Source organism: Streptomyces longispororuber (genome assembly GCF_024448165.1).
GTDB lineage: Bacteria > Actinomycetota > Actinomycetes > Streptomycetales > Streptomycetaceae > Streptomyces > Streptomyces longispororuber_A.
The window spans coordinates 1-26,183 of record NZ_JAMOLN010000093.1 but is presented as its reverse complement, the minus strand read 5'-3'; the positions used below and the strand labels follow the sequence as shown (position 1 = coordinate 26,183).

The 26,183-nt window shown below is 72.1% G+C and carries 29 protein-coding genes; 12 read left to right on the top strand and 17 right to left on the bottom strand.

Annotated features, from left to right (window positions below; genetic code table 11):
• Positions 1–53: 53 nt before the first annotated feature.
• From rlmB to M4J07_RS24900, 6 genes are all read right to left on the bottom strand, one after another.
• On the bottom strand, positions 54–1,004 hold the full coding sequence (gene rlmB / locus M4J07_RS24925; protein ID WP_255975232.1) for a 23S rRNA (guanosine(2251)-2'-O)-methyltransferase RlmB: 951 nt from the start codon (positions 1,002–1,004) through the stop codon (positions 54–56).
• A gap of 85 nt (positions 1,005–1,089) precedes the next feature.
• The gene (gene cysS / locus M4J07_RS24920; protein ID WP_255975231.1) at positions 1,090–2,490 is read right to left on the bottom strand and encodes a cysteine--tRNA ligase; all 1,401 of its coding nucleotides are present in this window, start codon (positions 2,488–2,490) and stop codon (positions 1,090–1,092) included.
• Between the two features lie 58 nt (positions 2,491–2,548).
• Positions 2,549–2,953: a PPOX class F420-dependent oxidoreductase gene (locus M4J07_RS24915; RefSeq protein ID WP_255975230.1), complete on the bottom strand. Its 405-nt coding sequence runs from the start codon at positions 2,951–2,953 to the stop codon at positions 2,549–2,551.
• Between the two features lie 94 nt (positions 2,954–3,047).
• The gene (gene ispF / locus M4J07_RS24910; RefSeq protein WP_255975229.1) at positions 3,048–3,572 is read right to left on the bottom strand and encodes a 2-C-methyl-D-erythritol 2,4-cyclodiphosphate synthase; all 525 of its coding nucleotides are present in this window, start codon (positions 3,570–3,572) and stop codon (positions 3,048–3,050) included.
• Entirely contained in the window at positions 3,562–4,311 is a 750-nt protein-coding gene (gene ispD / locus M4J07_RS24905; RefSeq protein ID WP_255975228.1) for a 2-C-methyl-D-erythritol 4-phosphate cytidylyltransferase, read from the bottom strand. The genes ispF and ispD overlap by 11 nt, the downstream gene beginning before the upstream one ends.
• 272 nt (positions 4,312–4,583) lie before the next feature.
• Positions 4,584–5,066: a CarD family transcriptional regulator gene (locus tag M4J07_RS24900; RefSeq protein WP_003953493.1), complete on the bottom strand. Its 483-nt coding sequence runs from the start codon at positions 5,064–5,066 to the stop codon at positions 4,584–4,586.
• Between the two features lie 620 nt (positions 5,067–5,686).
• On the opposite strand from M4J07_RS24900, the gene M4J07_RS24895 reads away from it, so the two are divergent.
• Entirely contained in the window at positions 5,687–6,352 is a 666-nt protein-coding gene (locus M4J07_RS24895; protein ID WP_255975227.1) for a copper chaperone PCu(A)C, read from the top strand.
• A gap of 115 nt (positions 6,353–6,467) precedes the next feature.
• On the opposite strand, the gene M4J07_RS24890 is transcribed toward M4J07_RS24895, so the two are convergent.
• Together M4J07_RS24890 and M4J07_RS24885 are read right to left on the bottom strand one after the other, a co-directional pair.
• A complete protein-coding gene (locus M4J07_RS24890; RefSeq protein ID WP_018527980.1) occupies positions 6,468–7,148 on the bottom strand; it encodes a response regulator transcription factor in 681 nt (226 codons plus the stop codon).
• Entirely contained in the window at positions 7,145–8,413 is a 1,269-nt protein-coding gene (locus tag M4J07_RS24885; RefSeq protein WP_255975226.1) for a sensor histidine kinase, read from the bottom strand. Before M4J07_RS24885 ends, M4J07_RS24890 begins: the two co-directional genes overlap by 4 nt.
• A 194-nt stretch (positions 8,414–8,607) precedes the next feature.
• On the opposite strand from M4J07_RS24885, the gene phoU reads away from it, so the two are divergent.
• Positions 8,608–9,288, top strand: a complete 681-nt coding sequence (phoU, locus tag M4J07_RS24880) for a phosphate signaling complex protein PhoU (protein ID WP_255975225.1) — start codon at positions 8,608–8,610, stop codon at positions 9,286–9,288.
• Positions 9,289–9,352: 64 nt separating this feature from the next.
• Here phoU and M4J07_RS24875 read toward each other — a convergent pair whose 3' ends face one another.
• On the bottom strand, positions 9,353–9,517 hold the full coding sequence (locus M4J07_RS24875) for a hypothetical protein (RefSeq protein WP_255975224.1): 165 nt from the start codon (positions 9,515–9,517) through the stop codon (positions 9,353–9,355).
• A gap of 112 nt (positions 9,518–9,629) precedes the next feature.
• Here M4J07_RS24875 and cpt point away from each other — a divergent pair, with 112 nt between their 5' ends.
• Together cpt and M4J07_RS24865 are read left to right on the top strand one after the other, a co-directional pair.
• On the top strand, positions 9,630–10,154 hold the full coding sequence (gene cpt, locus M4J07_RS24870; protein WP_255975223.1) for a chloramphenicol phosphotransferase CPT: 525 nt from the start codon (positions 9,630–9,632) through the stop codon (positions 10,152–10,154).
• 110 nt (positions 10,155–10,264) lie between these two features.
• A complete protein-coding gene (locus tag M4J07_RS24865) occupies positions 10,265–11,464 on the top strand; it encodes a hypothetical protein (protein ID WP_255975222.1) in 1,200 nt (399 codons plus the stop codon).
• Positions 11,465–11,557: 93 nt separating this feature from the next.
• Here M4J07_RS24865 and M4J07_RS24860 read toward each other — a convergent pair whose 3' ends face one another.
• The gene (locus M4J07_RS24860) at positions 11,558–12,319 is read right to left on the bottom strand and encodes a phosphoglyceromutase (protein ID WP_255975221.1); all 762 of its coding nucleotides are present in this window, start codon (positions 12,317–12,319) and stop codon (positions 11,558–11,560) included.
• Positions 12,320–12,454: 135 nt separating this feature from the next.
• Between M4J07_RS24860 and M4J07_RS24855 the strand changes: the two genes are divergently transcribed.
• From M4J07_RS24855 to M4J07_RS24845, 3 genes are all read left to right on the top strand, one after another.
• A complete protein-coding gene (locus M4J07_RS24855) occupies positions 12,455–13,747 on the top strand; it encodes an MDR family MFS transporter (protein WP_255975220.1) in 1,293 nt (430 codons plus the stop codon).
• 30 nt (positions 13,748–13,777) lie between these two features.
• The gene (locus M4J07_RS24850; RefSeq protein WP_255975219.1) at positions 13,778–14,044 is read left to right on the top strand and encodes a hypothetical protein; all 267 of its coding nucleotides are present in this window, start codon (positions 13,778–13,780) and stop codon (positions 14,042–14,044) included.
• Between the two features lie 68 nt (positions 14,045–14,112).
• Positions 14,113–14,304, top strand: a complete 192-nt coding sequence (locus M4J07_RS24845; protein WP_255975218.1) for a hypothetical protein — start codon at positions 14,113–14,115, stop codon at positions 14,302–14,304.
• 33 nt (positions 14,305–14,337) lie between these two features.
• Here M4J07_RS24845 and M4J07_RS24840 read toward each other — a convergent pair whose 3' ends face one another.
• The 3 genes from M4J07_RS24840 to mshA form a co-directional block, all read right to left on the bottom strand.
• Positions 14,338–15,993 (bottom strand): glycosyl hydrolase family 28-related protein, encoded by a 1,656-nt coding sequence (locus M4J07_RS24840; RefSeq protein WP_255975217.1) that lies wholly within the window; start codon positions 15,991–15,993, stop codon positions 14,338–14,340.
• Positions 15,994–16,130: 137 nt separating this feature from the next.
• Complete coding sequence (locus tag M4J07_RS24835) at positions 16,131–16,631, bottom strand: YbjN domain-containing protein (protein WP_255975216.1); 501 nt, start codon at positions 16,629–16,631, stop codon at positions 16,131–16,133.
• Entirely contained in the window at positions 16,624–17,967 is a 1,344-nt protein-coding gene (gene mshA, locus M4J07_RS24830; protein WP_255975215.1) for a D-inositol-3-phosphate glycosyltransferase, read from the bottom strand. Before mshA ends, M4J07_RS24835 begins: the two co-directional genes overlap by 8 nt.
• Before the next feature lie 180 nt (positions 17,968–18,147).
• Here mshA and M4J07_RS24825 point away from each other — a divergent pair, with 180 nt between their 5' ends.
• The 3 genes from M4J07_RS24825 (at position 18,148) to M4J07_RS24815 (ending at position 21,921) form a co-directional block, all read left to right on the top strand.
• Complete coding sequence (locus M4J07_RS24825) at positions 18,148–18,945, top strand: class I SAM-dependent methyltransferase (protein ID WP_255975214.1); 798 nt, start codon at positions 18,148–18,150, stop codon at positions 18,943–18,945.
• 157 nt (positions 18,946–19,102) lie between these two features.
• Positions 19,103–20,194, top strand: a complete 1,092-nt coding sequence (locus tag M4J07_RS24820) for a C40 family peptidase (protein ID WP_255975213.1) — start codon at positions 19,103–19,105, stop codon at positions 20,192–20,194.
• A 272-nt stretch (positions 20,195–20,466) separates the two neighbouring features.
• On the top strand, positions 20,467–21,921 hold the full coding sequence (locus M4J07_RS24815; protein WP_255975212.1) for a PP2C family protein-serine/threonine phosphatase: 1,455 nt from the start codon (positions 20,467–20,469) through the stop codon (positions 21,919–21,921).
• A 33-nt stretch (positions 21,922–21,954) separates the two neighbouring features.
• Here M4J07_RS24815 and M4J07_RS24810 read toward each other — a convergent pair whose 3' ends face one another.
• The 4 genes from M4J07_RS24810 to M4J07_RS24795 all read right to left on the bottom strand — a co-directional run bounded on the left by M4J07_RS24810 (position 21,955) and on the right by M4J07_RS24795 (position 24,345).
• On the bottom strand, positions 21,955–22,287 hold the full coding sequence (locus M4J07_RS24810; protein ID WP_255975243.1) for a DUF2516 family protein: 333 nt from the start codon (positions 22,285–22,287) through the stop codon (positions 21,955–21,957).
• Between the two features lie 135 nt (positions 22,288–22,422).
• Positions 22,423–23,025 (bottom strand): hypothetical protein, encoded by a 603-nt coding sequence (locus tag M4J07_RS24805; RefSeq protein WP_255975211.1) that lies wholly within the window; start codon positions 23,023–23,025, stop codon positions 22,423–22,425.
• A gap of 22 nt (positions 23,026–23,047) precedes the next feature.
• The gene (locus M4J07_RS24800) at positions 23,048–23,455 is read right to left on the bottom strand and encodes a helix-turn-helix domain-containing protein (protein ID WP_255975210.1); all 408 of its coding nucleotides are present in this window, start codon (positions 23,453–23,455) and stop codon (positions 23,048–23,050) included.
• A 143-nt stretch (positions 23,456–23,598) separates the two neighbouring features.
• Complete coding sequence (locus M4J07_RS24795) at positions 23,599–24,345, bottom strand: NAD(P)H-dependent oxidoreductase (protein WP_255975209.1); 747 nt, start codon at positions 24,343–24,345, stop codon at positions 23,599–23,601.
• Positions 24,346–24,475: 130 nt separating this feature from the next.
• On the opposite strand from M4J07_RS24795, the gene M4J07_RS24790 reads away from it, so the two are divergent.
• Both M4J07_RS24790 and M4J07_RS24785 read left to right on the top strand, forming a co-directional pair.
• Positions 24,476–25,306, top strand: coding sequence for a helix-turn-helix transcriptional regulator (locus M4J07_RS24790; RefSeq protein ID WP_255975208.1), 831 nt, complete (start codon positions 24,476–24,478; stop codon positions 25,304–25,306).
• 81 nt (positions 25,307–25,387) lie between these two features.
• Positions 25,388–26,104: an RNA polymerase sigma factor gene (locus M4J07_RS24785; protein ID WP_255975207.1), complete on the top strand. Its 717-nt coding sequence runs from the start codon at positions 25,388–25,390 to the stop codon at positions 26,102–26,104.
• Positions 26,105–26,183: the final 79 nt, after the last annotated feature.

The following is a 26,183-nucleotide window of genomic DNA, read 5'->3' as shown; positions in this document are numbered from 1 at the left end:
CACCGAAATGTCCGGGCCCCGTCAAGATCAGGGGCCCGGACGGATCAGCGGTGTCAGGCGCGGCGGCGCGCGGCCTCGTACAGCACGACACCCGCGGCGACACCGGCGTTCAGCGACTCGGCGCCGCCCGGCATCGGGATCCGGACCCGGAAGTCGCAGGTCTCGCCGACCAGCCGGGACAGGCCCTTGCCCTCGCTGCCGACGACGATGACCACGGGACCCTCCAGGGCCGCCAGGTCACCGACGGAGTGCTCGCCGTCCGCGGCGAGCCCGACCACGGCGATGCCCGCCTTCTTGTACTGCTCGAGCGCCCGGGTCAGATTGGTGGCGCGCGCCACCGGCGTGCGCGCCGCGGTACCGGCGGACGTCTTCCACGCGCCCGCCGTCATGCCGGCCGCGCGCCGCTCGGGCACGAGCACGCCGTGGCCGCCGAAGGCGGAGACGGAGCGGACGACCGCGCCGAGGTTGCGCGGGTCGGTCACGCCGTCGAGCGCGACGATCAGCGGGTCCTGGCCCTCGTCGAAGGCGGCGGCGACCAGGTCCTCCGGGTGCGCGTACTCGTACGGCGGGACCTGGAGGACGAGGCCCTGGTGGTTGAGCCCGTTGGTCATCCGGTCCAGCTCGGGGCGCGGGGCCTCCATGAGGTGGATGCCGCCGCGCTCACCGGCGAGCTGGAGCGCCTCGCGCACCCGCTCGTCGTTGTCGATGAACTGCTGGACGTAGAGCGTGCTCGCGGGCACGCCCTCGCGCAGCGCCTCGACGACCGGGTTGCGGCCGACGACCATCTCGGAGGACGACTTGCCGCGCGGGCCGCCGGTGCGGCTGGTGGGGCGGCGGGCGGCCTGCTTGGCCTGGGCGTTGGCGATGCGGTTCTTCTTGTGGCCCTTGCGCATCTCGGCGGGCGGCGTCGGACCGCGGCCCTCCAGGCCCTTGCGCCGCTGGCCGCCACTGCCGACCTGCGCGCCCTTCTTGCCGGACATGCGGCGGTTGTTGTTGGCGGCCATGACCTACCTGTCTCTGCGGAAATCTGTGGGTGTACGTCTATGAAGTGTGCCGCCCGATCGCCCGGGCGGCACATTCACCTGGTTCTCAGCGCGGGCCGAGGGTCCACCGGGGACCGGACGGGCCGTCCTCGATGACGAGCCCGGACTGGCCGAGCCGGTCGCGGATGGCGTCGGCGGTGGCCCAGTCCTTGCGGGCGCGGGCCGACTCCCGCTGGTCGAGCACGAGCCGTACGAGGGTGTCGACGACGCCGTGCAGGTCCTCGCCGCGGTCGCCGTCGCCGACCCAGTGCGGGTCGAGCGGGTCGAGGCCGAGGACGCCGAGCATGGCGCGCACCTCGGCGAGGCGGGCGACGGCGGCTTCCTTGTCGTCGGCGGCGAGGGCCGAGTTCCCCTGCCGGACGGCGGTGTGCACGATGGCGAGGGCCTGCGGCACGCCCAGGTCGTCGTCCATCGCCTCGGCGAACGCCGGGGGCACCTCGTCGGCCGGGGCGACCGTGCCGCCGGCCAGCTCGGTGACCCGCTGCACGAAGCCCTCGATCCGCGCGAACGCCGACTCGGCCTCGCGCAGCGCGTCCTCGCTGTACTCGATGGTGGAGCGGTAGTGCGGGGTGCCCAGGTAGTACCGGAGCACGATCGGGCGCCAGTGCTTGACCATCTCGGACACGAGCACCGAGTTGCCCAGCGACTTGGACATCTTCTCGCCGGACATGGTGACCCAGGAGTTGTGCACCCAGTACTTCGCGAACTCGTCGCCGAAGGCCTTGGCCTGCGCGATCTCGTTCTCGTGGTGGGGGAAGATCAGGTCGATCCCGCCGCCGTGGATGTCGAAGGCGGAGCCCAGGTACTTGTGGGCCATCGCCGAGCACTCCAGGTGCCACCCCGGACGGCCGCGGCCCCAGGGCGTCTCCCAGCTCGGCTCGCCCGGCTTCGCGGACTTCCACATGGCGAAGTCGCGCGGGTCCCGCTTGCCGGTCTCGCCCTCGCTCTCGGGCTGGAGCAGGTTGTCCAGCTCCTGGTTCGACAGCTCCAGGTAGCCCGGGAAGGACCGCACGTCGAAGTAGACGTTCCCGTCGGACTCGTACGCGTGCCCGCGCGCGATGAGCCCCGTCATCATCTCGACCATCTCGGTGACGTGGCCGGTGGCGCGCGGCTCGTAGGTGGGCGGCAGGCAACCGAGCGCGGTGTAGGCGTCGTTGAACGCCCGCTCGTTCTCGTACCCGATCGACCACCACGGCCGGTTCTGCTCGGCCGACTTCTTGATGATCTTGTCGTCGATGTCCGTCACGTTCCGCACGAACGTGACGTCGTAGCCGCGGTAGGTGAACCAGCGGCGCATGATGTCGAAGTTGAGCCCCGACCGGATGTGCCCGATGTGCGGGGCGGCCTGGACGGTAGCGCCACACAGGTAGATCGAGACACAGCCCGGCGTGAGCGGGGTGAAGTCACGGATCTGCCGGGCGCTGGTGTCGTACAGGCGAATAGTCACCCCTCCAGGGTAGTGGGCCCGGAGGGGTGCCATGGGCCCGAGGGCGCCCGAAACCGGCTCAGATCCGCCCGACCACCTTGCGGGCCCGCACACGGACCACGACGCGCTCCGCGTCGTCGCCCGACGCCGGGTTGAACTCCGCGTACTTCTTGCCGGTGTACTTCACCGACAGCTCGTCGATGAGCTCCTGGCCGCCCTCGGTGGTGACGTCCGCGGTGCCCCGGATCTCGGCGTACGCGTACGGGTTGTCGGCCGGCTGGACGAGGACCGTCACCCGGGGGTCGCGGCGCAGGTTCTGTTCCTTGCGCCGGCCGATCGTGGTGGAGAACAGGACGTCGTCGCCGTCGCGCTTGACCCACACCGGGGAGACCTGGGGGCTCCCGTCGGGCTGGATCGTGGCGACGGCGATGAACGTCTTGGTGTCGAGCAGCGCCTTGAGCTCGTCGGACAGCTGGGCGGACATGGCCTCACTCCTTCTGGGGAACGGTCGTCGCGTACCCGATCCTGCGGGACGGCACCGGGCCGCGCCCGCATTTCGCGCGCACTCCCCACGGATGTCACACGGCGGCGGTCCGCACCACCAGCGCGGTCGCGACCGCCATGAGCCCCTCGTCGCGGCCCGGGAAGCCGAGCCCGTCCGTCGTCGCGCCCGACACGGACACCGGCGCCCCGGCGGCCTCCGACAGCACCTTCTGCGCCTCGTCGCGCCGCTTGCCGATCTTGGGCCGGGGGCCGACGACCTGCACCGCGACGTTCCCGATCCCGAAGCCCGCCGCGCGCACGATGCGGGCGGCCTCGGCGAGCAGCGTGACCCCGCTCGCACCGGACCACTCGGGGCGGCCGGTGCCGAAGTGCTGGCCGAGGTCGCCGAGCCCGGCGGCGGAGAACAGCGCGTTGCAGGCGGCGTGGGCGACGACGTCGGCGTCGGAGTGCCCGGCGAGCCCGGGGCCGTCGTAGTCGGGCGCCTCCCACTTCAGCCCGGCGCACCACAGCTCGCGGCCCTCTTCGAAGGCGTGGATGTCGGTGCCGATGCCGACCTGCGGAAGGACGTACGGGAACGTCTCAGGGGTCTCAGAAGCCATCGTTGGCCCTCCTGCGGGCGAGTACGGCCTCGGCGAGGACCAGGTCGAGCGGCCGCGTCACCTTGAACGCCTCCTCGTGCCCGGGCACGAGGACGACCTGCAGGCCGAGCCGCTCGACCATGCTGGCGTCGTCCGTGACGTCGTCGGTGACGGTCTCGTGGGCGCGTGCGAGCGTGGCGTGGTCGAAGCCCTGCGGCGTCTGCACGGCGCGCAGCCGGGCCCGCGAGGGCGTCGCGACGACCGGCTCGGGGCTGCCGTCGGTGGTCGGCACGACCTCCTTGACGGTGTCGGCGAGCGGCAGCGCCGGTACGACGGCCGGTGCCCCGTCCCGTACGGCCTCGATGACCGCGTCGACCGTGTCGACCGGGACGAGCGGGCGGGCGGCGTCGTGCACCAGCACGATGTCGATGCCGTCCGGCAGGGCGTCGAGCCCGAGCTTCACGGACTCCTGCCGGGAGTCGCCGCCCGGCACGACCAGGAAGTCGGTGCGCTCGGGCAGCGCGTGGTCGGCGAGCAGGCTCTTGACCTCGGCGGCGCCGTCGGGCGGTGCGACGACCACGACGAGGGAGACGGAGCGGGACGCCGCCATCGCCCGGACGGCGTGGATCAGCATCGGGGTGCCGCTGAGCGCGCGGAGCGCCTTGGGGGCGCCAGGGCCGAGGCGCACGCCCCGTCCGGCGGCCGGAATCACGACAGCGGTGCGAGCGCCACCGGCATCGGCACGCGTTTCGTCAGACATCGGTTCCGTTCAGGTTTGTACGCTCGGGGGTGGTGGGTATGGCCCCATCGTGCCGGGCGCGACGTCTTGACCGGACCCTTCCGTGACATCTGGTCGAGCCAGCTGCCCGGGCCCGGCACACCAAGTACGGGCACCACCCCGAGCGTGGGGATGTGCGGGTACGAACATGCCGCAGCGCCCGGCGACACCATCAGGGTCATCGGGCACCACGGCATTGTTCTGCGCTGCACTGCTTTTCGCTGCACTACTTGGCTACGTGGCAGCAGCGCTCATCAGGACGCGAGAACCTCGTCGAGCAGGGCCTCGGCCTTGTCCTCGTTCGTGTTCTCCGCGAGAGCGAGCTCGCTCACCAGGATCTGGCGAGCCTTGGCGAGCATGCGCTTCTCACCCGCGGACAGTCCGCGCTCCCGCTCCCGACGCCACAGGTCACGCACAACCTCCGCGACCTTGATGACATCGCCGGAGGCGAGCTTCTCCAGGTTTGCCTTGTAACGGCGCGACCAGTTCGTGGGCTCCTCGGCGTACGGCGCGCGCAGTACCTCGAAGACCCGGTCGAGCCCGTCCTGACCGACCACATCACGTACGCCGACGAACTCCGCATTGTCCGCTGGCACACGTACCGTCAGGTCGCCCTGGGCGACCTTCAGCACCAAGTAGGTCTTGTCCACGCCTTTGATCTGGCGAGTTTCGATAGCCTCGATCAGCGCGGCCCCGTGATGGGGATAGACCACGGTGTCGCCAACCTTGAACGTCATGTGACAGGTACCCCTTCCGTGGCTATCCAGGGTAACACGGAAACGGCGGGTTCTGAATGGCGTTTTCGCAGGTCAGGGCATATCTCGGGGCTTGACAACAACAACAGGAACGTGCTGCGGAGGGGTAGCGGAGGAGGGTATTCGCAGGTCGGAGCGGCTCTCCGGCGGAGGCGAAACGCGTACGTTACAGCCCCCTGAACAGGGCCCCAAGGGGTCGAACGTCCCGGTTTGCGTAGTTCGAAGCGATGAACTTCCGCTGCTCCGTTCGAGGGCCCGGAGGCCCGTTCGAGACGAATCCGGAATTGATCAAGGCGATTCCCGGCGCCCGGTGATCGTTTTTCCGGACCCCCATGCATTCCTTACGGGAAATCCGTACGGGGCCTCTGGACAGCGGATATGTGAATGGTGAACGGGGGGTGACACGAGGCGAATGGTGACGGTGTGGAGCGCGAGGAACACGGGGTGCTGAGCGACCTATGTGACGGGGGTCCTGCCCGCAAGGGGCGGGTCGGGTGCGGCGGCACGGGAACGGCTCGGTAACCTAAGCCCGCTGACAGACCCTTAGGACGGCTTTACACACGCCGTCCTGATCCGCCCACGTTCAAGGAGTTGCCGCCGCCGTGAGCAGCAGCCTTCGACGCGGCGCCCTCGCCGCCGCCGCCATCGCGTTCTCGATCGCCTCGCTCGCCGCGTGCGGTGCCGGCAACAACGCCCAGACGCTCGAGGTCAAGCCGGACAACGCCGCGACCTCCGTCGGGGACATCAAGATCCAGAACGCCACCGTCATCACGCAGCCGGACCGCGAGTCCAAGGGTCCTGCCGTGATCACCGGGACGCTGTTCAACAACGGGGCCACCGCGCAGACGCTCGACTCGATCACCGTCGACGGAGTCGACAAGACCGCGAAGCTGACGGACGCCAAGGGGGGTTCGACGATCACGGTTCCGGCCGGCGGTTCCGTCGTCCTCGGCGGCAAGGGCAACGCCTCCGCCGAGCTGCCCAACAGCCGGACCGCGGTGCTCGACGGCAACGCGCAGGCCGTCACCTTCTCGTTCAGCGAGGCCGGTGACGTCAAGCTGAAGGCCTTCGTGGTCCCGGCCGAGAGCTACTTCCAGAAGTGGGGCCCGACCGAGATGCCGGCCACCCCGACCGCCACCGCGTCGCCCGAGACGTCTCCGACGGAGACGGCGACCGGAGCCGCGGGCCAGCAGGCCTCCGGCTCGGCCACGCCGGGCGCGGACGCCTCAGCGTCGTCCTCGGCGTCCCACGCGGCCGCCGGTCACTGAGCGGCCCGTACACAGCCGTACAACGCCTGAGGGCGGCCTTCCCGACCGGGGAGGCCGCCCTCAGGCGTTGTACGGAGCCGTTCTCACAGAGCCGTTCTCACCGCGCCGCGGCGGCCTACGGCTCGAACTTGTAGCCGAGGCCACGCACCGTGACCAGGTAGCGCGGGGCCCCCGGGTCCGGCTCGATCTTGGCGCGCAGGCGCTTCACGTGGACGTCGAGGGTCTTGGTGTCGCCGACGTAGTCCGCGCCCCAGACCCGGTCGATCAGCTGCATCCGGGTCAGGACCCGGCCCGCGTTGCGCAGCAGCATCTCCAGCAGGTCGAACTCCTTGAGGGGCAGGTCGACCTTCGAGCCGGACACCGTGACGACGTGGCGGTCCACGTCCATCCGGACCGGGCCCGCCTCCAGGGCCTGCGGGGCGACCTCCTCGGGCTCGCCGCGGCGGCGCAGGACGGCCCGGATGCGGGCGACCAGCTCGCGCGACGAGAACGGCTTGGTGACGTAGTCATCGGCTCCTATTTCCAGGCCGACGACCTTGTCGATCTCGCTGTCCTTGGCCGTGACCATGATCACGGGGACGTTGGAGCGGCCGCGCAGCTGGCGGCAGACCTCGGTGCCGGGCAGGCCCGGCAGCATCAGGTCGAGCAGGACGAGGTCGGCGCCGTTGCGCTCGAACTCGTCCAGGCCGTCGGGGCCGGTGGCCGCGATGGCGACCTCGAAGCCCTCCTTGCGGAGCATGTACGACAGGGCGTCGGAGAAGGACTCCTCGTCCTCTACGACGAGCACTCGGGTCACGGAAGGACCTCCGGGGCGGCAGGAATGGATTCGTATGCGGTTGTGTGGTCGGGCCCGTGTGCGTCGTCTTCGTCGCGTACGTTTCCGGGGCCTTCGGTAAGAGCTGTGGCGCGGGTGGCGGCCGCCTCGGGCAGCCGCAGGGTGAAGGTGGAGCCCTGTCCCTCCGAGCTCCACACGGTGACCTCCCCGCCGTGCGAGGCGGCCACGTGCTTGACGATGGCCAGGCCGAGGCCGGTGCCACCGGTGGCGCGGGAGCGGGCCGGGTCCACGCGGTAGAAGCGCTCGAAGATGCGCTCCTTGTCCTTGTCGGAGATGCCGATGCCCTGGTCGGTGACGGCCAGCTCGACCAGGTCGCCGCCGGGTGCCGTGACCCGGCGGGCGGCTATCCCCACCCGCGTACGGGCGGGCGAGTAGTTGACCGCGTTCTCGACGAGGTTGCCGAGGGCGGCGGCGAGCTGGCCGCGGTTGCCCCAGACGCTGAGGTCCGCGGTCCCGCCCGCGGCCATCGTGATCTGCTTCGTCGCGGCGGGCTGGCGGCAGCGGTCGATGGCCTCGGCGACGAGCTCGTCGACACGGACCGGCTCGGCGTCCTCCAGCGGGTCGTCGTTCTGCACCCGGGAGAGGTCGATGAGCTCCTGGACGAGGCTGGTCAGACGGGTCGCCTCGATCTGCATGCGGCCGGCGAAGCGCTCGACGGCCTCCGGGTCGTCGGAGGCGTCCATCACGGCCTCCGAGAGCAGCGAAAGGGCGCCCACCGGGGTCTTCAGCTCATGGCTCACGTTCGCGACGAAGTCGCGGCGGACCGCCTCGATGCGCCGGGCCTCGGTGAGGTCCTCGACGAGCAGCAGCACCAGCCGGGAGCCGAGCGGGGCGACGCGCGCCGACACCGCGAGGGCGTCGCCGCGGCCGGTGCCGCGGCGCGGCAGGTCCAGCTCGACCTGGCGTATCTCGCCGTCGCGCCGGGTGTCGCGGGCCATCTGCAGCATCGGGTCGACGGCGAGCTTGCCGCCGCGGACCAGACCGAGCGCGTACGCGGCCGAGCTCGCCTTGACCACGCTGTCCGCCTCGTCGAGGACGACGGCGGAGGAGCGGAGCACGGACAGGACCGTGTCGACGCCGGGCGGAAGGACCGGGTCCGTGTGCAGGGAGGTGCGGGTGGGGCGTTTCTGGTCGCGTTCGCTCCAGCGAAACGCCAGCATGGCGATCACGCCGGTGCACACTCCGGCGATCGCTGCCGCTGCGGCGACCGCCGCGTTCACGTCCATGTCTTCAGGTTATGCGGCTCTGGCAAGTCCTCCACAGCCGTCCGGGTGGCAGCTCGAACACTCGTCGCCCAGAGTTCACCTTGGGTACGGGGGTGGTTCATTTGAGATGTCGGATCCGGACGCGTACGGGGCCGAACGTGGCACCGTGGGGCTGACCCGGTCCCACGGACAGCATCTGAGAGAGGGCACGTCGTATGCGTGACGCGTACCACGAGGAACTTGACTCGATCGGCGAGGGCCTGGTCGAGATGGCCCGCCTTGTCGGGTCGGCGATCGGGCGCGCCACCACGGCCATGCTCGACGCCGATCTGAAGCTCGCCGAGTCGGTGATCGCGGCCGACCAGAAGGTGGACGATCTCCAGCACGAGCTGGAGGCGCGGGCCATAGCCCTGCTGGCGCGGCAGCAGCCCGTGGCGACCGATCTGCGGATCGTGGTCACGTCGCTGCGGATGAGCGCCGATCTGGAGCGCAGCGGCGACCTGGCCCAGCACGTGGCCAAGCTGGCCCGTCTCCGCTTCCCCGAGCGGGCCGTGCCGCACGACCTGCACGCCACCATCCTGGAGATGGGCCAGCTCGCCCAGCGCCTGATGGCGAAGGCGGCCGAGGTCATCATCACCAAGGACGTCGATCTGGCGATGCAGCTGGAGCAGGACGACGACGAGATGGACCTGCTGCACCGCACGCTCTTCCAGCACCTGATGGACGAGAAGTGGAAGCACGGCATCGAGACGGCCGTCGACGTGACGCTGCTCGGCCGCTACTACGAGCGGTACGCCGACCACGCCGTCGCCGTCGCCAAGCGCGTCGTGTACCTGGTGACGGGTGAGCACGCGGACGACGTGCAGGCCGCGGCCAACGCCGCCGAGGGGGCCTGACCCCCTCCCGTCCTACGCGCGGGGGCCCCGCACACCTCACGGTGTGCGGGGCCCCCGTCGTGCGTCAGCCGCAGCAGCCGCCGCACTGGCAGGGCGCGCCCGACTGGCAGCCGCAGCCGCAGCCCGAGCCGCAGCCACAGGCTCCGAGCAGCACCAACTCCGGGACGGGACGGCTCACTTCGACGGATGCTTCGGGTGTCTGGTCGGGCCTGGGGGACTCGGCAGCCATGGTTCCCTCCTCGACGGGGCCTCCCTGAGCGGAGGTCTCCCCCATTGCATGCCCCGTGGGGCGGGCGCATCAACGGCGCACATGAGCGCGCGAGTTGACTTACGGTGGCGCGATGACTGACGTGATCGTCCTCAACGGCGGCTCCAGCTCCGGCAAGACGAGCATCGCGCGCTCCCTGCAGGCGCTGCTCCCGGACATCTGGCTGACCCTCGGCACCGACACGTTCGTGGACGCGATGCCCGCGGCCGGCGCGGACATCACGTTCGGGGCGGACGGGTCGGTGACCGTGGGGCCGGCGTTCCGGGTGGTCGAGGCGGCGTGGATCGCGGGGGTCGCGGCGATGGCGCGGGCCGGGGCGCGGGTCGTCGTGGACGAGGTGTTCCTGGGCGGCGCGGGCTCGCAGGCGGAGTGGCTCAAGGCGCTGCACGGCCTGGACGTGCTCTGGGTCGGGGTGCGCTGCGACGCCGCGGTCGCCGCGGAGCGGGAGGCCGCCCGCGGCGACCGGGTCGCCGGGATGGCCGAGAAGCAGGCCGAGTCGGTGCACGAGGGCGTGACGTACGACCTGGTCGTCGACTCGGCGCGGGGTGACGCGGAGGCGTGCGCACGGCAGATCGCGGCCCGGGTCACCCCGGTGTGACGGCCGGCGGCGCCCGCCCGTCCGCAACAAACCGCACGCCTCACCGCATCTGATCTACGGGGGCACGTCCGCCTCCCCCGTATCTCGCATCCCGTACCGAGGAGAGACAGATGCCCGAACGAAGGCCGGCTCCCCAGGCCGGACCGGAGTCCGCCCCGGTCGTGCGCCGCGCGCGACGCCGATGGGCCGCCGTGCTGACCGCCACCGTCCTCGGACTGGGCTCCGGCCTGCCGGCGGCCGGAGCGCCCGTGCAGGCGGCGGCGCACGGCTGGCTCCCGGAAGCGGCCCCGGTCGACCAGGCCTCGCTGCTGGCCGTCGCCCAGGTGGGTCCCCGCACCACCTGGGCGGCCGGTGTGGAGCTCTCCCAGTCCGGCAAGGCGGTGCGGCAGACCCCCTTGCTGCTGGCCCGTGACGACCGGGCGGGCGACGGCTGGCGCCGCGTCCAGGTGCCGGGGGTCGACTCGTCGGGCTCCCGCTTCAACGCGGTCTCCGCCGCGGCCCCTGACGACGTCTGGCTCACCGGTGACGCGACCGCCGACGGCATCCTCACCGCGCACTGGGACGGCGCCGCCTGGCAGACCGTCAGCGCGCCGGTGCCGTCCAACGACGGCGCGGGCCTGCTCGGCGTGGCCACCGTGTCCCCGGCCGACGCCTGGGCCGTCGGCTGGGCCACCGCCGCGGACGGGAGCGGGGCGTTCACCGGACTGATCGAGCACTGGGAGGGCGCGTCCTGGCGGCCGGTTCCGCTGCCCGCCGGGTCCTCGGTGGCGGCGCTCGACGCGGTCACCGCGGTGTCCGCGCGGGACGTGTGGGCGGCGGGCTTCGACACCGACGACCAGCCCGTCCTGCTGCACTACGACGGCGCCGCGTGGAAGCAGCTCCCGCGCCCGCCGATCGGCGGACCGTACGGAGAGGTGAACGCGCTGGCCGCCGCGGGACCCGACGACGTGTGGGCCGTCGGCCGGGTGGTGACCGACGAGAACGACCGCGGCCACGCGCTGGCCCTGCACTGGGACGGCACCGCCTGGCACCGGCTGAGGACGCCCGCGTCCGCCGGCCCCCTCTCCTCGGTCGCCGTCACGCCCCACGGCGCCCTGGCGGTGGGCCAGGACCCCGACCGCACCCGCGCCCTCGCCCTGCGCTGGACCGGGGGCACCGTGCTCCAGCGCGACCTCCCCGCCCCCGCCGGAGCCGATTCGGCGCAGCCCACGGGCATCGAGGCCGACGCCGGTGCGGCGACGGTGGTGGGTGCCGCGAACTCCCCCGGGGCGGACCTCCCGGCCCCACTGCTGCTCACCGGCCGCCGCTGACCGCGGCGCGGATCACCGCGTCGCCGGCCCCACCGAAAAGCCCCCGGCCTGCGACGGACGCGCAGGCCGGGGGCTTTCGGGTGGCGGACCGGGCTACTTCTTCTTGCCCTGGTTCTTGACCGCCTCGATCGCCGCCGCGGCCGCGTCCGGGTCCAGGTACGTGCCGCCCGGGTTCAGCGGCTTGAAGTCGGCGTCCAGCTCGTAGGAGAGCGGGATGCCCGTCGGGATGTTCAGGCCCGCGATGTCGGCGTCGGAGATGCCGTCCAGGTGCTTGACCAGGGCGCGCAGGCTGTTGCCGTGGGCCGCGACCAGGACCGTCCTACCCGTCAGGAGGTCCGGAACGATGCCGTCGAACCAGTACGGGAGCATGCGGACGACGACGTCCTTGAGGCACTCCGTCTGCGGGCGCAGCTCCGGCGGGAGCGTCGCGTAACGGGGGTCGGAGAACTGCGAGTACTCCGCCTCGCGGTCCAGCGCCGGCGGCGGGGTGTCGTACGAGCGGCGCCAGAGCATGAACTGCTCCTCGCCGAACTCGGCCAGGGTCTGCGCCTTGTCCTTGCCCTGGAGGGCGCCGTAGTGACGCTCGTTCAGGCGCCAGCTGCGGTGGACCGGGATCCAGTGGCGGTCGGCCGACTCCAGCGCGAGCTGCGCCGTGCGGATCGCGCGCTTCTGGAGCGACGTGTGGACCACGTCGGGGAGCAGGCCGGCGTCCTTGAGCAGCTCACCGCCGCGGACCGCCTCCTTCTCGCCCTTCTCGTTCAGGTTGACGTCCACCCAGCCGGTGAACAGGTTCTTCGCGTTCCATTCGCTCTCGCCGTGGCGGAGGAGGATCAGCTTGTACGGTGCGTCGGCCATGGGGCCGAGCCTAATCGACCGGTCTGCTCCCCGCCGATTGACGGTGGCCGTCAACTGATTGGCGCACGCGTTAACCCGGGTCGTAAGTTACGTAAACCTGCCGCACCACTTACACAGCCCCCGGGGGATGCACCCATGTCAGTCGCCTCGCTCAGACGTGCCGCCAGGGAGTCCGTCGCCGGGCTCCCCCGCGAGTTCTGGTGGCTGTGGACCAGCACCCTCGTGAACCGGCTCGGCGGGTTCGTCCTCACGTTCCTCGCGCTGTACCTGACCGCCGCACGGGGCTTCTCCGCCGCGTACGCCGGTCTCGTCGCCTCGCTCATCGGGCTCGGCGGCGTCATCGCCTCGATGCTCGGCGGGGTGCTCGCCGACCGGCTCGGGCGGCGGCCCACCCTGCTGGGCGCGCAGCTCGCCACCGCCGCGACCGTCGCCGTCCTCGCCTTCGTGCGCGACCCGGTCGGCATCGCCGTCACCGGCTTCGCGCTCGGCCTCGCCTCGAACGCGTCGCGGCCCGCGATCCAGGCGATGATGGCCGACATCGTGCCCCCGCACGACCGGGTGCGGGCGTTCTCGCTCAACTACTGGGCGATCAACCTGGGGTTCGCGGTCTCCTCGGTCTACGCCGGGTTCCTCGTCGCGCAGAGCTACACCCTCGGCTTCCTCGTCGAGGCCGCGATGACGCTGGCCTGCGCGCTCGTCGTCTTCGTGAAGGTGAAGGAGTCGCGGCCCGAACCGGGCCCGAAGACCGCCGGGGCGCCCACCGTCACCATGGGCACCGTGCTCCGCGACGGCCGGTTCATGCTCATGGTGGGGCTCTCGTTCCTGGTCGCCGTCGTCTTCACGCAGAGCTCGGTGGGCCTGCCCATCGTCATGGGCGAGAACGGGTTCTCCAGTTCGGACGTGGGGCTGGTCGCCGCCGTGAACGGCGTCGTGATCGTGGCGCTGCAGATCCCGCTGACCCGGTACATCGAGCGGCGGGACCCCGGGCGGCTGCTGACCGTCTCGTCGCTGCTCGTCGGGTACGGCTTCGCGCTCACCGCGTTCGCCGGATCGCTGGCCGCGTACGCGCTGACCGTCGTGGTGTGGACGCTGGGCGAGATGGTCAACGCGCCCACCCAGTCCGGCCTCGTCGCCCGGCTCGCGCCCGCCGAGGGGCGCGGCCGCTACCAGGGCGTGTACACGACGTCGTGGTCGGCCGCCGCGCTCGTCGCGCCGCTGGGCGGCGGCTGGGTGCTCGACTCGGCGGGCGCCGGCTGGCTGTGGGCGGGCTGCGCCGCGCTCGGCACGGTGACCGCGTTCGGGTACTGGGTGCTGATGCGGGGGCTGCCGCAGGAGACCACTGCGGTCCATGAGTCCGTCCATGAGTCCGTCCAGGAGGCCGTCCTCGTACGGGAGTCCGGCGCCGCGCCCGAGAACGCCCCGGCGTGACGGGCCCTTCGGGCGGGTACGGGTCCGTACATGTCCGATGTCCCGAGGACCGACGATCCGCCCAGAACGCTGGTGGGCGGTGTCGAGGTCGACGTCCCCAACAGCATTCCGGCGATCCGTGCGGCGCTCCCGGCGAAGCGCCGCACGGAGTTCGACAAGGCCATCAACGCGGCCGGGGTCGACGAGATCCACGCCGTCATGCGGCACTGGATGCTGGAGTCCGTCCCCGACCCGGAGGCCGACGCGATCCTCGCCCGGCTCGCCCGTGACGAGGCGGAGAGGCGGGGCCCGGCTTGAGCCGTCGCCGCAGGCGCAGCCCCTGCCGAATCGCCTATGCCCCGCCCGCCGACGACACCCTCGCCAAGATGGTGAACCCGGACGCGTTCCGCGCCGAGATGGCCCGCACCCTCGCCCACGACCCGTACGGACACGGCTCCAGCTCGGTGGCCGGTGAGCGCGACCGGCGCGAGGCGACCGTCGGCGGGGCGATAGTCCTCTACTACGTCTCCGGGTCCGTGCTCACCGTGACCGTGGTGCGGATGGTCGCGCTCGGCTGACCACCTTCCCCGCACGTCCCGTCATACGCCCCGTCATACGCCCCGTTGGGCGTCGTACAGGTTGCGGGGGCGCACCGCGTCCGTCGTCCCGTACAGCTCCAGGCGGGAGTTGAGCGCGCCGGTGAAGTCGGGCACGTCGATCTGGTCGAACTCGCGGACCGTGTTGACGCCGACCGTCGCGCTCCACGGCGCGAGGCCGTCGATCCGCATCAGACCCGCACGCTCGTTGGTGACCCTGATGTTCCAGTGGGTGAAGCGCGCGCCGAAGAGCGGCCCGGCCGACGCGTCGCCGCCGTGTCTGCCGTTGTTGTTCACCGTGATGTCGGTGCGGACGTTGGCGAACGGCATGCCGCGGTGCGAGTCGAAGGTGCCCATCTGCATCGCGCCGCGCGACCAGACGTTGTACGACGACAGGCCCTCCACGTTGATGCCGTGCAGCTGGGTGCCCGCGGGCGCGGCGACCGTGCGCTGCTGGATCGCGAAGTCCTCGACCAGGTTGTCGTGCGAGCCCTCGCGGCAGAAGTACGGGTGGTGCTCGCCGCGGCCGCCGACCGTGGTGCGGCGCAGCGTCGAGGCGGAGGCGGCGACGAGGCCGAAGCCGTTGTCGACGTTCCACACCGTGACGTCGTCGACCCAGCAGTCGTACGTGCACTGCAGGGTGAGGCCGTTGTAGCCCTTGTCGAGGAGGTGCTGCGACTGCGGCGTCTCGACGGCCTCCAGAGTGAGGCCCGCGACCCCCGCGCCGGTCAGCGCGGTCACGTGCGTGGTGAGGCGCGGGTCCCACTCCGGGCGCACGTCCAGCGGGAGCGGGCGCTCGAAGGTGACCCGGTGCCCCTTGACGGAGGCGATGCGCACCGGCCATTCGTAGGGGACGTACGAGGTGAGCTTGGTCTTGTCGTCCCAGTAGTACGCCTCGGGGCCCGGGCCGCCGCCCGCCATGTGCTCCAAGAGCGTGTGGTCCGCGTCGTCGGCGAGGCGGAGGAGGACCAGGTCGCCCCTGCGCAGCCGGGACGCGTCGGCGACGGTGACCGACCAGGAGCCCTGACGGGCCGCGTCGACGGTCGTCAGGGTCTGCCACTCGTCGCGCTTGTTGCCGGTCCAGCCCTCGAACGGCCAGTCCTTGGCGCGGATGGCGTCGGTGAGCGTGCGGAAGCGGTCCTCGGGGCAGAGCCAGATCAGGCCGCCCGCCCAGGACCAGGACGACTTGTCGCCGCCGTAGCGGGAGCCGTAGACACCGATCAGTTCGGTGAGGTGTCTGGTCGCGTAGAGCTTGGTGCGGGTGCTGCCCGCGCCCTTGAGGACCACGTCGTCGTGGCCGATGTGGATCAGGTCGTCGATCCGGTACGTGCCCGCGCCGAGGAGCACCGTGCCCCCGCCGGCCCTTCCGGCAGCGGCGAGGGCACGGTTGATCGCGGGGGCGCAGTCGGTCGTGCCGTCGGCGACCGCGCCGTAGGACTCGGCCCGCAGGACGCGGCCGGGGCGGTCGAGCGTGCGACGGCCCGCGCGGTAGCCCGCCCGGCCGACGTAGGGGATCTGCGGGTGGGCGAACGGGTTCCCGGCGAACTCGCGCCAGATGTCCGGCACTTGGCCCGCGCTCGCGCCCGCGGCGCCCGCCCCGGTGCCCGTCACCGCGGCCGCCGCCACGGCGACCGCCCCGCCCAACACGCCGCGCCTACTGAGGTCCCGCACCGCTGCCACCCTTCACCGACGTACAGATATATGAACGACGTTCACGTGAGTGCCGGGCGCGAGCATGCCACGGAGACCCCCGGTGCGGAAGGGGTCGCGCGGCAGGGAAAGAGCGGTGAACTACCGGGAGGGCAGCGCTACTTGGCGGGGCGCTGGGTCAGATGTGTGAACGCGTCGAGATTGCGCGTGGACTCGCCGCGCGCCACCCGCCACTCGTACTCCTTGCGGATCGCGCTCGCGAAGCCGAGTTCGAGGAGCGTGTTGAAGGCGCCGTCGGCGGCTTCCAGGACCGAGCCGAGGAGGCGGTCGAGCTCGTCGGGCGTGACGGCGGCGAGCGGGAGCTTTCCGGCGAGGTAGATGTCACCGAGCTGGTCGACCGCGTAACTCACCCCGTACAGACGGAGGTTGCGCTCCAGGAGCCAGCGGTGCACCCCCGCCTCGTTCTCGTCCGGGTGGCGGATCACGAAGGCGTTCAGGGACAGGCTGTGCTTCCCGACGCGCAGCGAGAGCGTCGTCGAGAGCTTGCGGGTGCCGGGCAGCTTCACGACGTACGAGCCCGGCTCCGGGCTCTCCCACTCCAGCTCGGCGTCCTTGAGCACCGCCTCGACGGTCTCCGCAGCTTTCGGGTGGTCAGCCATGGTGCGAGGGTACGTGACGGCGGTGTTCCTGCATGGCGGCGGTGTAGACGTCGGCCGTGGCGGACGCGGCGGTGCCCCAGCCGAAGGACTGGGCGTGCCGGGCGGCCGCGGCGCCCATGCCGTCCACCAGGTAGGGGTGGTCGGCGAACTCGCGCAGCACGCGCGCGTAGCGAGCGGGTTCGTGGCCGTCGACCAGGAAGCCGGTCTCCTCGTTGCGCACGGCGACGGGCAGGCCGCCCACGGCGGCGGCGAGGACCGGGGTGCCCGTGGCCTGCGCCTCTATGGCCACCAGGCCGAACGACTCGCTGTAGGACGGCATCACCAGCAGGGACGCGGCCCGGAACCAGTCGGCGAGCTGGTCCTGGCCGACCGGCGGATGGAACCGCACGACGTCCGAGATGCCCAGCTGGGCGGCGAGCTTCTGCAGCGCGGCGGGCTTGGCGAGGCCGCTGCCGCTGGGACCGCCGACCACCGGCACGAGGATGCGCGAGCGCAGCTCGGGCCGCTCGTCGAGCAGCACGGCGACGGCCTTGAGCAGGATGTCCGGCGCCTTGAGCGGCTGGATGCGGCCCGCGAAGAGCGGTATCAGCGCGTCCTGCGGCAGCCCGAGGCGGGCGCGCGCGGCGGCCCGTCCGTCGCCGGGCGTGAAGCGCTCCAGATTGACGCCCGGGTGCACGACGGCGACCTTGCCGGGCTCGGCCTCGTAGTGCCGGACGAGCTCGTCGGCCTCCTCCGCCGTGTTGGCGATGAGGCGGTCGGCGGCGCGCACGATCTGGGTCTCGCCGATGACGCGGGCGGCCGGCTCGGGGGTGTCGCCCTCGGCGAGCGAGGCGTTCTTGACCTTGGCCATGGTGTGCATGGCGTGCACGAGCGGGACGCCCCAGCGCTCGGCGGCCAGCCAGCCGACGTGCCCGGAGAGCCAGTAGTGCGAGTGGACCAGGTCGTAGTAGCCGGGCCGGTGGCCCGCCCACGCCTGCATGACGCCGTGCGTGAAGGCGCACAGCTGGGCGGGGAGGTCCTCCTTGGCCAGGCCCTCGTAGGGACCCGCGTCCACGTGCCGCACGAGGACGCCGGGCGCGAGCTCGACCTCGGGCGGCAGTCCGCCGGTGGTGGCCCGCGTGAAGATCTCGACCTCGACGTTGATCGTGGCCAGGCGCTTGGCCAGCTCCACGATGTAGACGTTCATGCCGCCCGCGTCGCCCGTGCCGGGCTGGTGCAGCGGCGAGGTGTGCACGCTGAGCATCGCCACCCTGCGGGGCCTGCGCTGCGCCCCGGGGAACCTCAGCCGGGCCGGAGCCGCCCCGGAACGGCGGAACCTGGTCACGTACTGGCTCACGTGGCGGGCCCTCCTCGGTCGGGCTTACTGCGGGTGCTGCGGGCACGGCTGAGCGAGGGCAGAGGCCCTCGTCCAAGGGCGGCAACGCCGGAGCGGTCCCCTCCATTTCCACTTTGCCGAATCATTACCGTACGGGGCTCAACCAAAGCACCTCCCGGCGCAGCGCATACCCTCGTATCCATGAGCCCGCGCACCCCTTCCCGCCCCGTGGGAACGGTCACGCGAGGAACCACCAATCCCAACCGGCTGCGCCGCATGGACCGCTGGATCGCGGCCGCGCACGGCGCCGCCCTGCGCCGCGCCGACGACCCGGTGGCCGTCGACCTCGGCTACGGAGCGGCGCCCTGGACCGCCGTGGAGTTGCTGGCCCGGCTGCGCGAGGCCGCGCCGCACGCGCGCGTGGTCGGCATCGAGATCGAGCCCGCCCGGGTCGCGGCCGCGAAGCCGTACGAGCGGGATGGGCTCACCTTCCGGCACGGCGGCTTCGAGCTGCCGCTGGACACCGCGCCGACGCTGATCCGCGCCGCGAACGTGCTGCGCCAGTACGACGAGGAGCAGGTCGCCGCGGTGTGGGAGCGGCTGTGCGGGCGGCTGGCCCCCGACGGGCTCCTGGTGGAGGGCACCTGCGACGAGATCGGGCGGCGGCACGTCTGGGTCGCGCTCGGCCCCGAGGGGCCGCGGACGGTGACGTTCGCGACCCGGCTCGGCTCCCTGCACACCCCGTCCGACCTGGCCGAGCGGCTGCCCAAGGCGCTGATCCACCGCAACGTGCCGGGCGAGCCGGTGCACGCGTTCCTGCGCGACTTCGACCGGGCCTGGGCGGCGGCCGCGCCCTACGCGTCGTACGGCGCGCGGCAGCGCTGGATCCGGGCGGTGCGGGACCTGACGGCGCACTGGCCGGTGGTGGACGGGCCCGGCCGGTGGCGGCAGGGCGAAGTGACCGTGACGTGGGGGGCGTTGGCGCCTCGCGGGGTCTGAGCGAATCCGCGGGAACGATCTCCGCGCTCCGTTCGTCACACCGTGCGGGGTCTGTCGTATTTGGCGCGCTCGTGGCACCATCCCCGGAGCGCACGCAAGTTACTGACGGTAAATCAGATTCGGGTCCTTGGTTGTCTCGGCTGTGGGGGCGGAGCGGATGAGCAAGCGGAGCACGACGACGATGGCGGCCGTGGCGCTGGTCTGCGCCCTGACCGTCCTGACGGCGCCGGGTGCGGCGTACGCGGCACCGACTCCCCCGCCCTCCCCCTCTGGGGCGTCCGGGACGTCCGGGACGCCGGCAACGCCCGGCGGCACCAAGGACCTTGAGGCCGTCCGCGCGAAGATCGACGCGCTGTACCACGACGCGGCGGTCGCCACGGACGCGTACAACGCGGCGGAGGAGAAGGCCGACAAGCAGTCCGTCGAGATCGTGCACCTCGCGCAGAAGATCGCCGCGGGCCAGCAGCGCCTGGAGCGCCTGCAGAAGAACGCGGGCGCGGCGGCCCGCGAGCAGTACCGCACCGGCGGCATCCCGCGCGAGGCCCAGTTCATGCTCTCCGGCGACCCCCAGCAGTTCCTCGACAACGCGGGCCGGGCCTACCAGGGCCAGCAGGCCACGAAGAACCTCGTGTCCCAGCTGACCAGGACCCAGAAGGACCTCGCCGACTACGCGGCGGACGCCTCCGCCAAGTGGAAGGAGCTGGAGGAGGGCCGCAAGAAGAAGGCCGCCGCGCAGAAGAAGATCGAGAAGCAGATCAAGGCCGCGCAGAAGATCGAGAGCCGGCTGGAGAAGGAAGAGCGCGAGCGGCTGCGCAAGCTGGAGGAGGAGGCCGAGCAGAAGGCGCAGACGGCCTGGCTCTCCTCGGGCGTCCTCAAGGAGATCAACGGCAGGGCGACGAAGGCCGGCAAGGCGGCCGTCCAGTTCGCCACGGCCCAGATAGGCAAGCCGTACGTGTGGGGCGCCGAGGGACCGAAGTCCTACGACTGCTCGGGGCTCACCTCACAGGCGTGGGCGGCGGCCGGACAGCCGATCCCGCGTACGTCGCAGGAGCAGTGGAAGCGGCTCAAGCGCATCGACATCAAGGACATGCGCCCCGGCGACCTGATCATTTACCACGACGACGCCTCCCATGTCGGGATGTACATCGGGGACGGCGCGATCATCCACGCCCCGCGGCCGGGGCGGTCCGTGACCGTCGCGGGTGCCGGTTCCATGGCGATCCTCGGAGTGGTCCGGCCCGACGCGTGAGCCGGCGGCGGGTCCGCCGCGGTGACCTGCACCACGTGACGGGGCGCACCCGGCCGGCTGCGGTTCCGGCGCCCCGGCGTGATGTTCGTCATCCCGCCGAAGCCCGCCGACGCCCGCAACCTGCCCAATTCCGGTACCGGTTGCGGCATATGACACTGGCGGTTTGCCGCTCGCCATTCCGTTCGAGCCTCGGGTACCGCTAAGGTCCCCGTCGGTGGTTCGAGGACCTTCGTCCCACCGCGCCCTCGGGGGGAGGGAAGGAAACCCAAGCGATGCCCGTACCCGTACCGCGGCAGAGAGCGATCCCGGCCGTGGAAGGTGGTCAGGCTCACGCTGCGCCGACGCCAGCGACTCCACAGTCGGCCGGTCTGCCCAGGCAGAAGACAGCCCACGACACGACCGGGACCACCGACCGCACCGACCACTTCGACAGGACGGGCAGGACCGACACGACGGACAGCGCCGGCACCAGCGACGAGCACCACGACGACCGGCACGACGGCCGGCACGACGGCCAGGACGGCAGCGGCACCGCCGGCCCGGCCACCGGCCTGACGCTCCTGGTGATCGAGGACGACCCGGCCGGGTCCCTCAGCGTCCCGGAGATGCCCGACGCTGCCGGCAAGCCCGTCCGCGTGCGCACCGCCCGCAACCTCACCGAGGCCGAGCGGCTGCTCACCGACGACGTCAACTGCATCCTGCTGGACCTCGCGCTGCCCCGCGCCAAGGCCGACGAGGACGAGCTGGAGACCCTCCGGCACGTGCTGCGGCTCGCGCCCCGGCACGCCGTCCTGGCCCTGACCACGTCAGGCGACGCCGAGCGCGGCGCCGAGGCGGTGCGCGTGGGCGCCCAGGACTACCTGCTCCGGGACGAGCTGGACGCGCGCCTGCTCGGCCGCGCCGTCCGCTACGCCGTGGAGCGCAAGCGCGCCGACGTGGCCCAGCGCAAGCTGACCGAGTCCCGCATCCGCGCCCAGGAGAACGTCCGCCTGGAGCGCGGCCTGCTGCCGACGCCGCTGCTCGACGGTTCCCCGCTGCGCTTCGCGGCGAGCTACCGTCCCGGCCGCTCCCGGGCCCTGCTCGGCGGCGACTTCTACGACACGGTGCGCACGCCCGACGGCACGGTCCACGCGATGATCGGCGACGTCTGCGGGCACGGCCCCGACGCCGCGGCGCTCGGGGTGCAACTGCGCATCGCCTGGCGTGCGTTGACGTTCGCGGGGCTGTGCGGCGACGAGCTGCTCAGCACGCTCCAGCAGGTCCTGGAGCACGAGCGGTCCGACGACGAGATCTTCGCGACGCTGTGCACGGTGGACATCTCGCCGGACGGCCGGCGCGCGGGCCTGTGCCTGGCGGGCCACCCGTCCCCGCTGATCACCAGCCCCGGCCGGGCCGCGACGCTGCTCCCGTACGAGAACAGCGGGCCGGCCCTCGGACTGCTGCCGCGGGCCCGATGGCCGCGGATGCAGGTGGAGTTGGGCGCGTCGTGGAGCCTGATGCTCTACACGGACGGCCTGATCGAGGGCCGGATCGGCCAGGGCAATCAGCGCCTCGGCCAGGAGGGCATGGTGGAGCTGATCCGCCGCCAGCGCGACCAGGGGCTGGGCGGCGAGGAACTCCTGGAGGCGGCCATGAACGAGGTCCGCGACCTGAACGGCGGCGATCTGACGGACGACGTCGCGGTCCTGCTCCTGGACCGCCACGTGGACCGCACCCCGGACCGCTGAGGCGGCCGGGGAGGGGACCGGGTCGGGGCCGGGTCAGCGCCCGCCGTTGTACGGCCCGTACGGGCCGTCGCTGCTGGAACCGCCCCTGCGGCCCCCGCCGCCGGTGATCTGCCGGACGGCGGGCCGCACGTCCACCATGTACACGATGGTCGCGACGAGCCCGATGATCGGCAGGAACGACAGGATCGGGAACAGCAGGTTCACGACGAAGGCGATGCCGAGGATGATCAGCCAGAACGGCTTGGTCTTCTTGTCGGCCGCGCGGTAGGCGTCCTCGCGGCGGATCGCCGCGTCGATGAAGGCGAAGCCGCTGAAGACGATCAACGCCATGCTCAGCAGCCACATGAGATTGGCGAACCCCTGCATCAGCACAACGCCACCACCAGAATCGACTTTCCCTAACGGCCCGGACCGGCCGGACGGACTGCGGTCACCGTACCCGCCCAACGAGCCGGACACTCTACAAGTGCCCGGCTCGTCATCGCACCGTCTCCGCCCCGACTACTTGGCGGGCGGCGTGGAGCCGGGGCTCGTCTTCTTCGCCGTCGTCTTCTTGGCGGCGGGCTTCTTGGCGGCGGCCTTCTTCGCGGGCGCGGACTTCTCGGCGGCGGCCTCAGTGCCCTCCGCGCCCTCAGCGCCCTTGTCCTGCGGCTCCGGCTCGACGGCCACGGCGATCTCGGTGATCTCCTCGGCGGCCTCGCCGCGCCAGTGCTTCACGGCCTCCTCGCCGTGCTCGGCGACCTTCTCGTAGGTCTCGCGCGCCTTCACGGCGGCCTCGGCGGCCAGGCCGACGCCGCGCAGCGCGAGGTCCTGGGCGGTCTCGCCGAACTTCTTCAGGTCGGAGTCGAGGACGGCGACGAACTCGTTCACCTTCGCCGCGATGGTGGCCTGGGCCTCCTTCGCGCGGGCGGTCGCCTTCTCCTGGACGTCCTTGGGGTCGGTGTCGCGTACGGCCTCGAAGCGCGCGGGCGCCTCGGCCCGCAGCTGCTCGACGAGCCCCGGCACCTTCTTGGCCTGCTGGAACGCCAACTCGGCGGTGCCGGCGGCGAAGTAGAGCGGGGTCGGGTCGCTGAGGGTCTTGCGCAGGTCGTCCTTGATGGCCATGGCGTGGTCCTCCCGGATCACATCAACTGCTGCTTGAGGGCTCGGCATCGCCACCGGCCTCTTCGGCTGTCTTGTCGGTCCCGGTCCCGTTCTCCTTGCGGAAGGACTCGTAGATCTGCAACAGGACTTGCTTCTGGCGCTCGTTGAGCGAGGGGTCGGCGAGGATCACCGCACGGGTCTCCACCTCGTCCCGCTCCCGCTCCGCGTCGAGGATCCCGGCGCGCACGTACAGCGTCTCGGCGGAGATCCGCAGCGCCTTGGCGACCTGCTGCAGCACCTCCGCGCTCGGCTTGCGCAGCCCGCGCTCGATCTGGCTCAGATACGGATTGGACACCCCGGCCGCGTCGGCGAGCTGCCGAAGCGACAGCTGCGCGGTGCGACGCTGCTCGCGCAGGTACTCGCCGAGGCTTCCGACGTTGAGCGATGCCATGTACCGATGGTGCCGCACCCGCGCTAACTTTTGCAAGCAACTGCTTGCAAAAGTGTTCCAGGCCACGTGGCGGGCGCGTCGGCCGCCCCGATTCCACGGGTGCCGCCCGTGACCAGCGCCCGCTTACCCGCGCGTTCCCGGCGTCACCGGGTGTGCAGTCCGAACCCCGGGGCGGCGTCGGTCCCGTGACCCGGCTTCAGCTGCAGCGTGTCGTCGTAGTCGCCGCCGCGCTCCGGCCGGTACGGGATCGGCTCGGCCGTGGCGAGGCCGGTGAGGCGGTCCCGGTAGGCGTCGGCCAGTTCGGCGAAGCGCTCCCCGGTCAGGTCGACGGCCCGGTGGGCGACGAACGGCTCCAGCACGTCGAACCCGGTGAACCACAGCACGCCGTGGTTGAGGGGGAACAGCAGGTCCTCGATGGACCCGTTCACCCCGCGCCCGGTGTAGTTGCTGCCCCGGCCGCCCGTGGTGGTGACCACCATGGCGCGCTTCCCGGCGAACGGCCCGGCGCCGTAGCGCGGCACCCCGGGCCCGTAGGCGAAGTCGAAGGTGAACACCCGGTCGATCCAGCCCTTCAGGATCGCGGGCATCGTGAACCACCAGAGCGGATAGTGCAGGATCACCAGGTCGGCGTCCCTGAGCTTGCGCTGCTCGGCACGGATGTCCGCGCCGAGCCGGTCGGAGGTGTACGCCGCGCCGGAGGCGCGCATGAAGTCCGGTCCCGTGATGCCGTCGAAGTCGCCGTAGTCGGCCTCCGACTTCCACTTCATGGCGTACAGGTCGCTGACCACGACCTCGTGGCCCTGGTCGCGCAGCGTCCGCACGGCGACGTCCTTGAGGGAGCCGGTCAGCGAGTTCGGGTCGGGGTGCGCGTGGACGATGAGTACGTTCATGCCGCCGATCCTGGGTCCGCGCCGCGGCCCGGACCAGAGACCGGGGTGTCCACCGGATCCCGGTTCCTGGGTCTGGCAGGGCCCCCTTCGCCGGTGCCGCCGCGGCCGGCCGGTCCGCATACTGGGGGGCATGGACGATCTCGGTGACCTCGGCGCTTTCCTGCAGTCCCGCCGGGCGCGGGTGGAGCCGGCCTCGGTCGGCGTCACCGTCGGCGCCCGCCGCCGGGTGTCCGGGCTGCGCCGCGAGGAGCTGGCGCAGCTGGCCGGGGTGAGCGTCGACTACTACACGCGGCTCGAACAGGGGCGGGCCACCCAGCCGTCGGAGCAGGTCCTCGACGCGCTGTCGCGGGCACTGCGGCTCGACGACGCGGCGCGCGGCCATCTGCACCGGCTGGCCCGGCTGCGCCACCACCGGCCGCCGCCGTCCCACTACCCCACCGAGATCCGGCCCCAGCTGCGCCAGGTGCTCGCTGCCCTGGACGCGTTCCCCGCGCTGGTCCTCAACCACCGGATGGACGTGGTGGCGTACAACCGGCCGGCCGGTCTGCTCTACGGCGACCTGGACACGGTGCCGGCGGCCGAGCGCAACCTGGCCCGGGCGGTCTTCCTGGACGGCGGGCGCGGACACGTCTACGTCGACCTGGACGCGTGCAGGGCCGACACCGTGTCCCACCTGCGGCACGCGGCGGGCGAGTTCGCCGGCGACCCGGAGCTGGCCGCGCTCATCGGTGAACTGTCCATCGGCAGCCGCCGGTTCAGCGAACTGTGGGGCGCGGCCGACGTCGGCGTGCGCAGCCACGGGCCCAAGCGCTTCCGGCACCCGATGATCGGCGAGATCACCCTGCACCAGGAGCGCTTCGTACTGCCCGACGGCTCCGGCCAGGAGCTGCTCACCCTGACCGCCGAACCGGGCGGCACCGACGAGGACAACCTGCGGCTGCTCGCCAATCTCGACGGGTAGCGACAACGGGCCGAGCCGTTCGGCCCACGGCCATGGCGCACGTCACAGGAACTCCGCCGCGGCGGCGGAGAGGTAGTGACTGTGAGGGACACAGAGAACGATCTGCGGCTGCGCGTGCGCGCCGGTGAGCGCGAGGCGTTCGCCGAGCTGTACGAGCAGTGCGCCGCCTCCGTCCACCAGCACGCCCTGTGGCTGACCGGCGACCGGACGACGGCCGAGGACGTCATGTCGGAGACCTTCCTGGCGGCCTGGCGGGGGCGGGAACGACTGCATGAGGAAGGGGGATCCCTGCTGCCCTGGCTGCTGGGAATCGCCACGCACAAGGCGGAGAACGTCCGGCGGGGGCTGCGCCGCCGCCACGCGTTCCTCGCCCGGCAGCGGCAGCAGCCCGTGGTCGCGGACTTCGCGCCCGAGGTCGCCGCGCGCCTCGACGACGCCCGGCGGCTGCGGGCCGTGCAGGGCGCGCTGGACCGGCTCGGACGGCACGAGCGGGAAGTGCTGACGCTGTGCGTGTGGTCGGGGCTCGACTACCAGCAGACCGCGGAGGCGCTCGGCGTCCCCGTCGGCACCGTGCGGTCGCGGCTGTCGCGCGCCCGCGCGAAGCTCGCCCGGCTGGCCGGCGAGGCGGCGGACGCGGGGGCTGCGGATGCGGGGGCGACGAATCCGGGGGCGATGGTTGCGGGAACGGCGGCGCCCGGCGGCAGCGGTGCGCGCCCGACGGAACCCCGCACCGCTCACGGAGAGATGACCGGTGGGACCGCGATCGCGGCCCTGCCCGTGCGGGAGGAGACGGCATGACCGAGCACGACACCGACGTCGAGGAGATCGCCCGGCTGCTGCCGGCCCCGGACCGGTCCGGCCTCCCGCACGAGCGCCA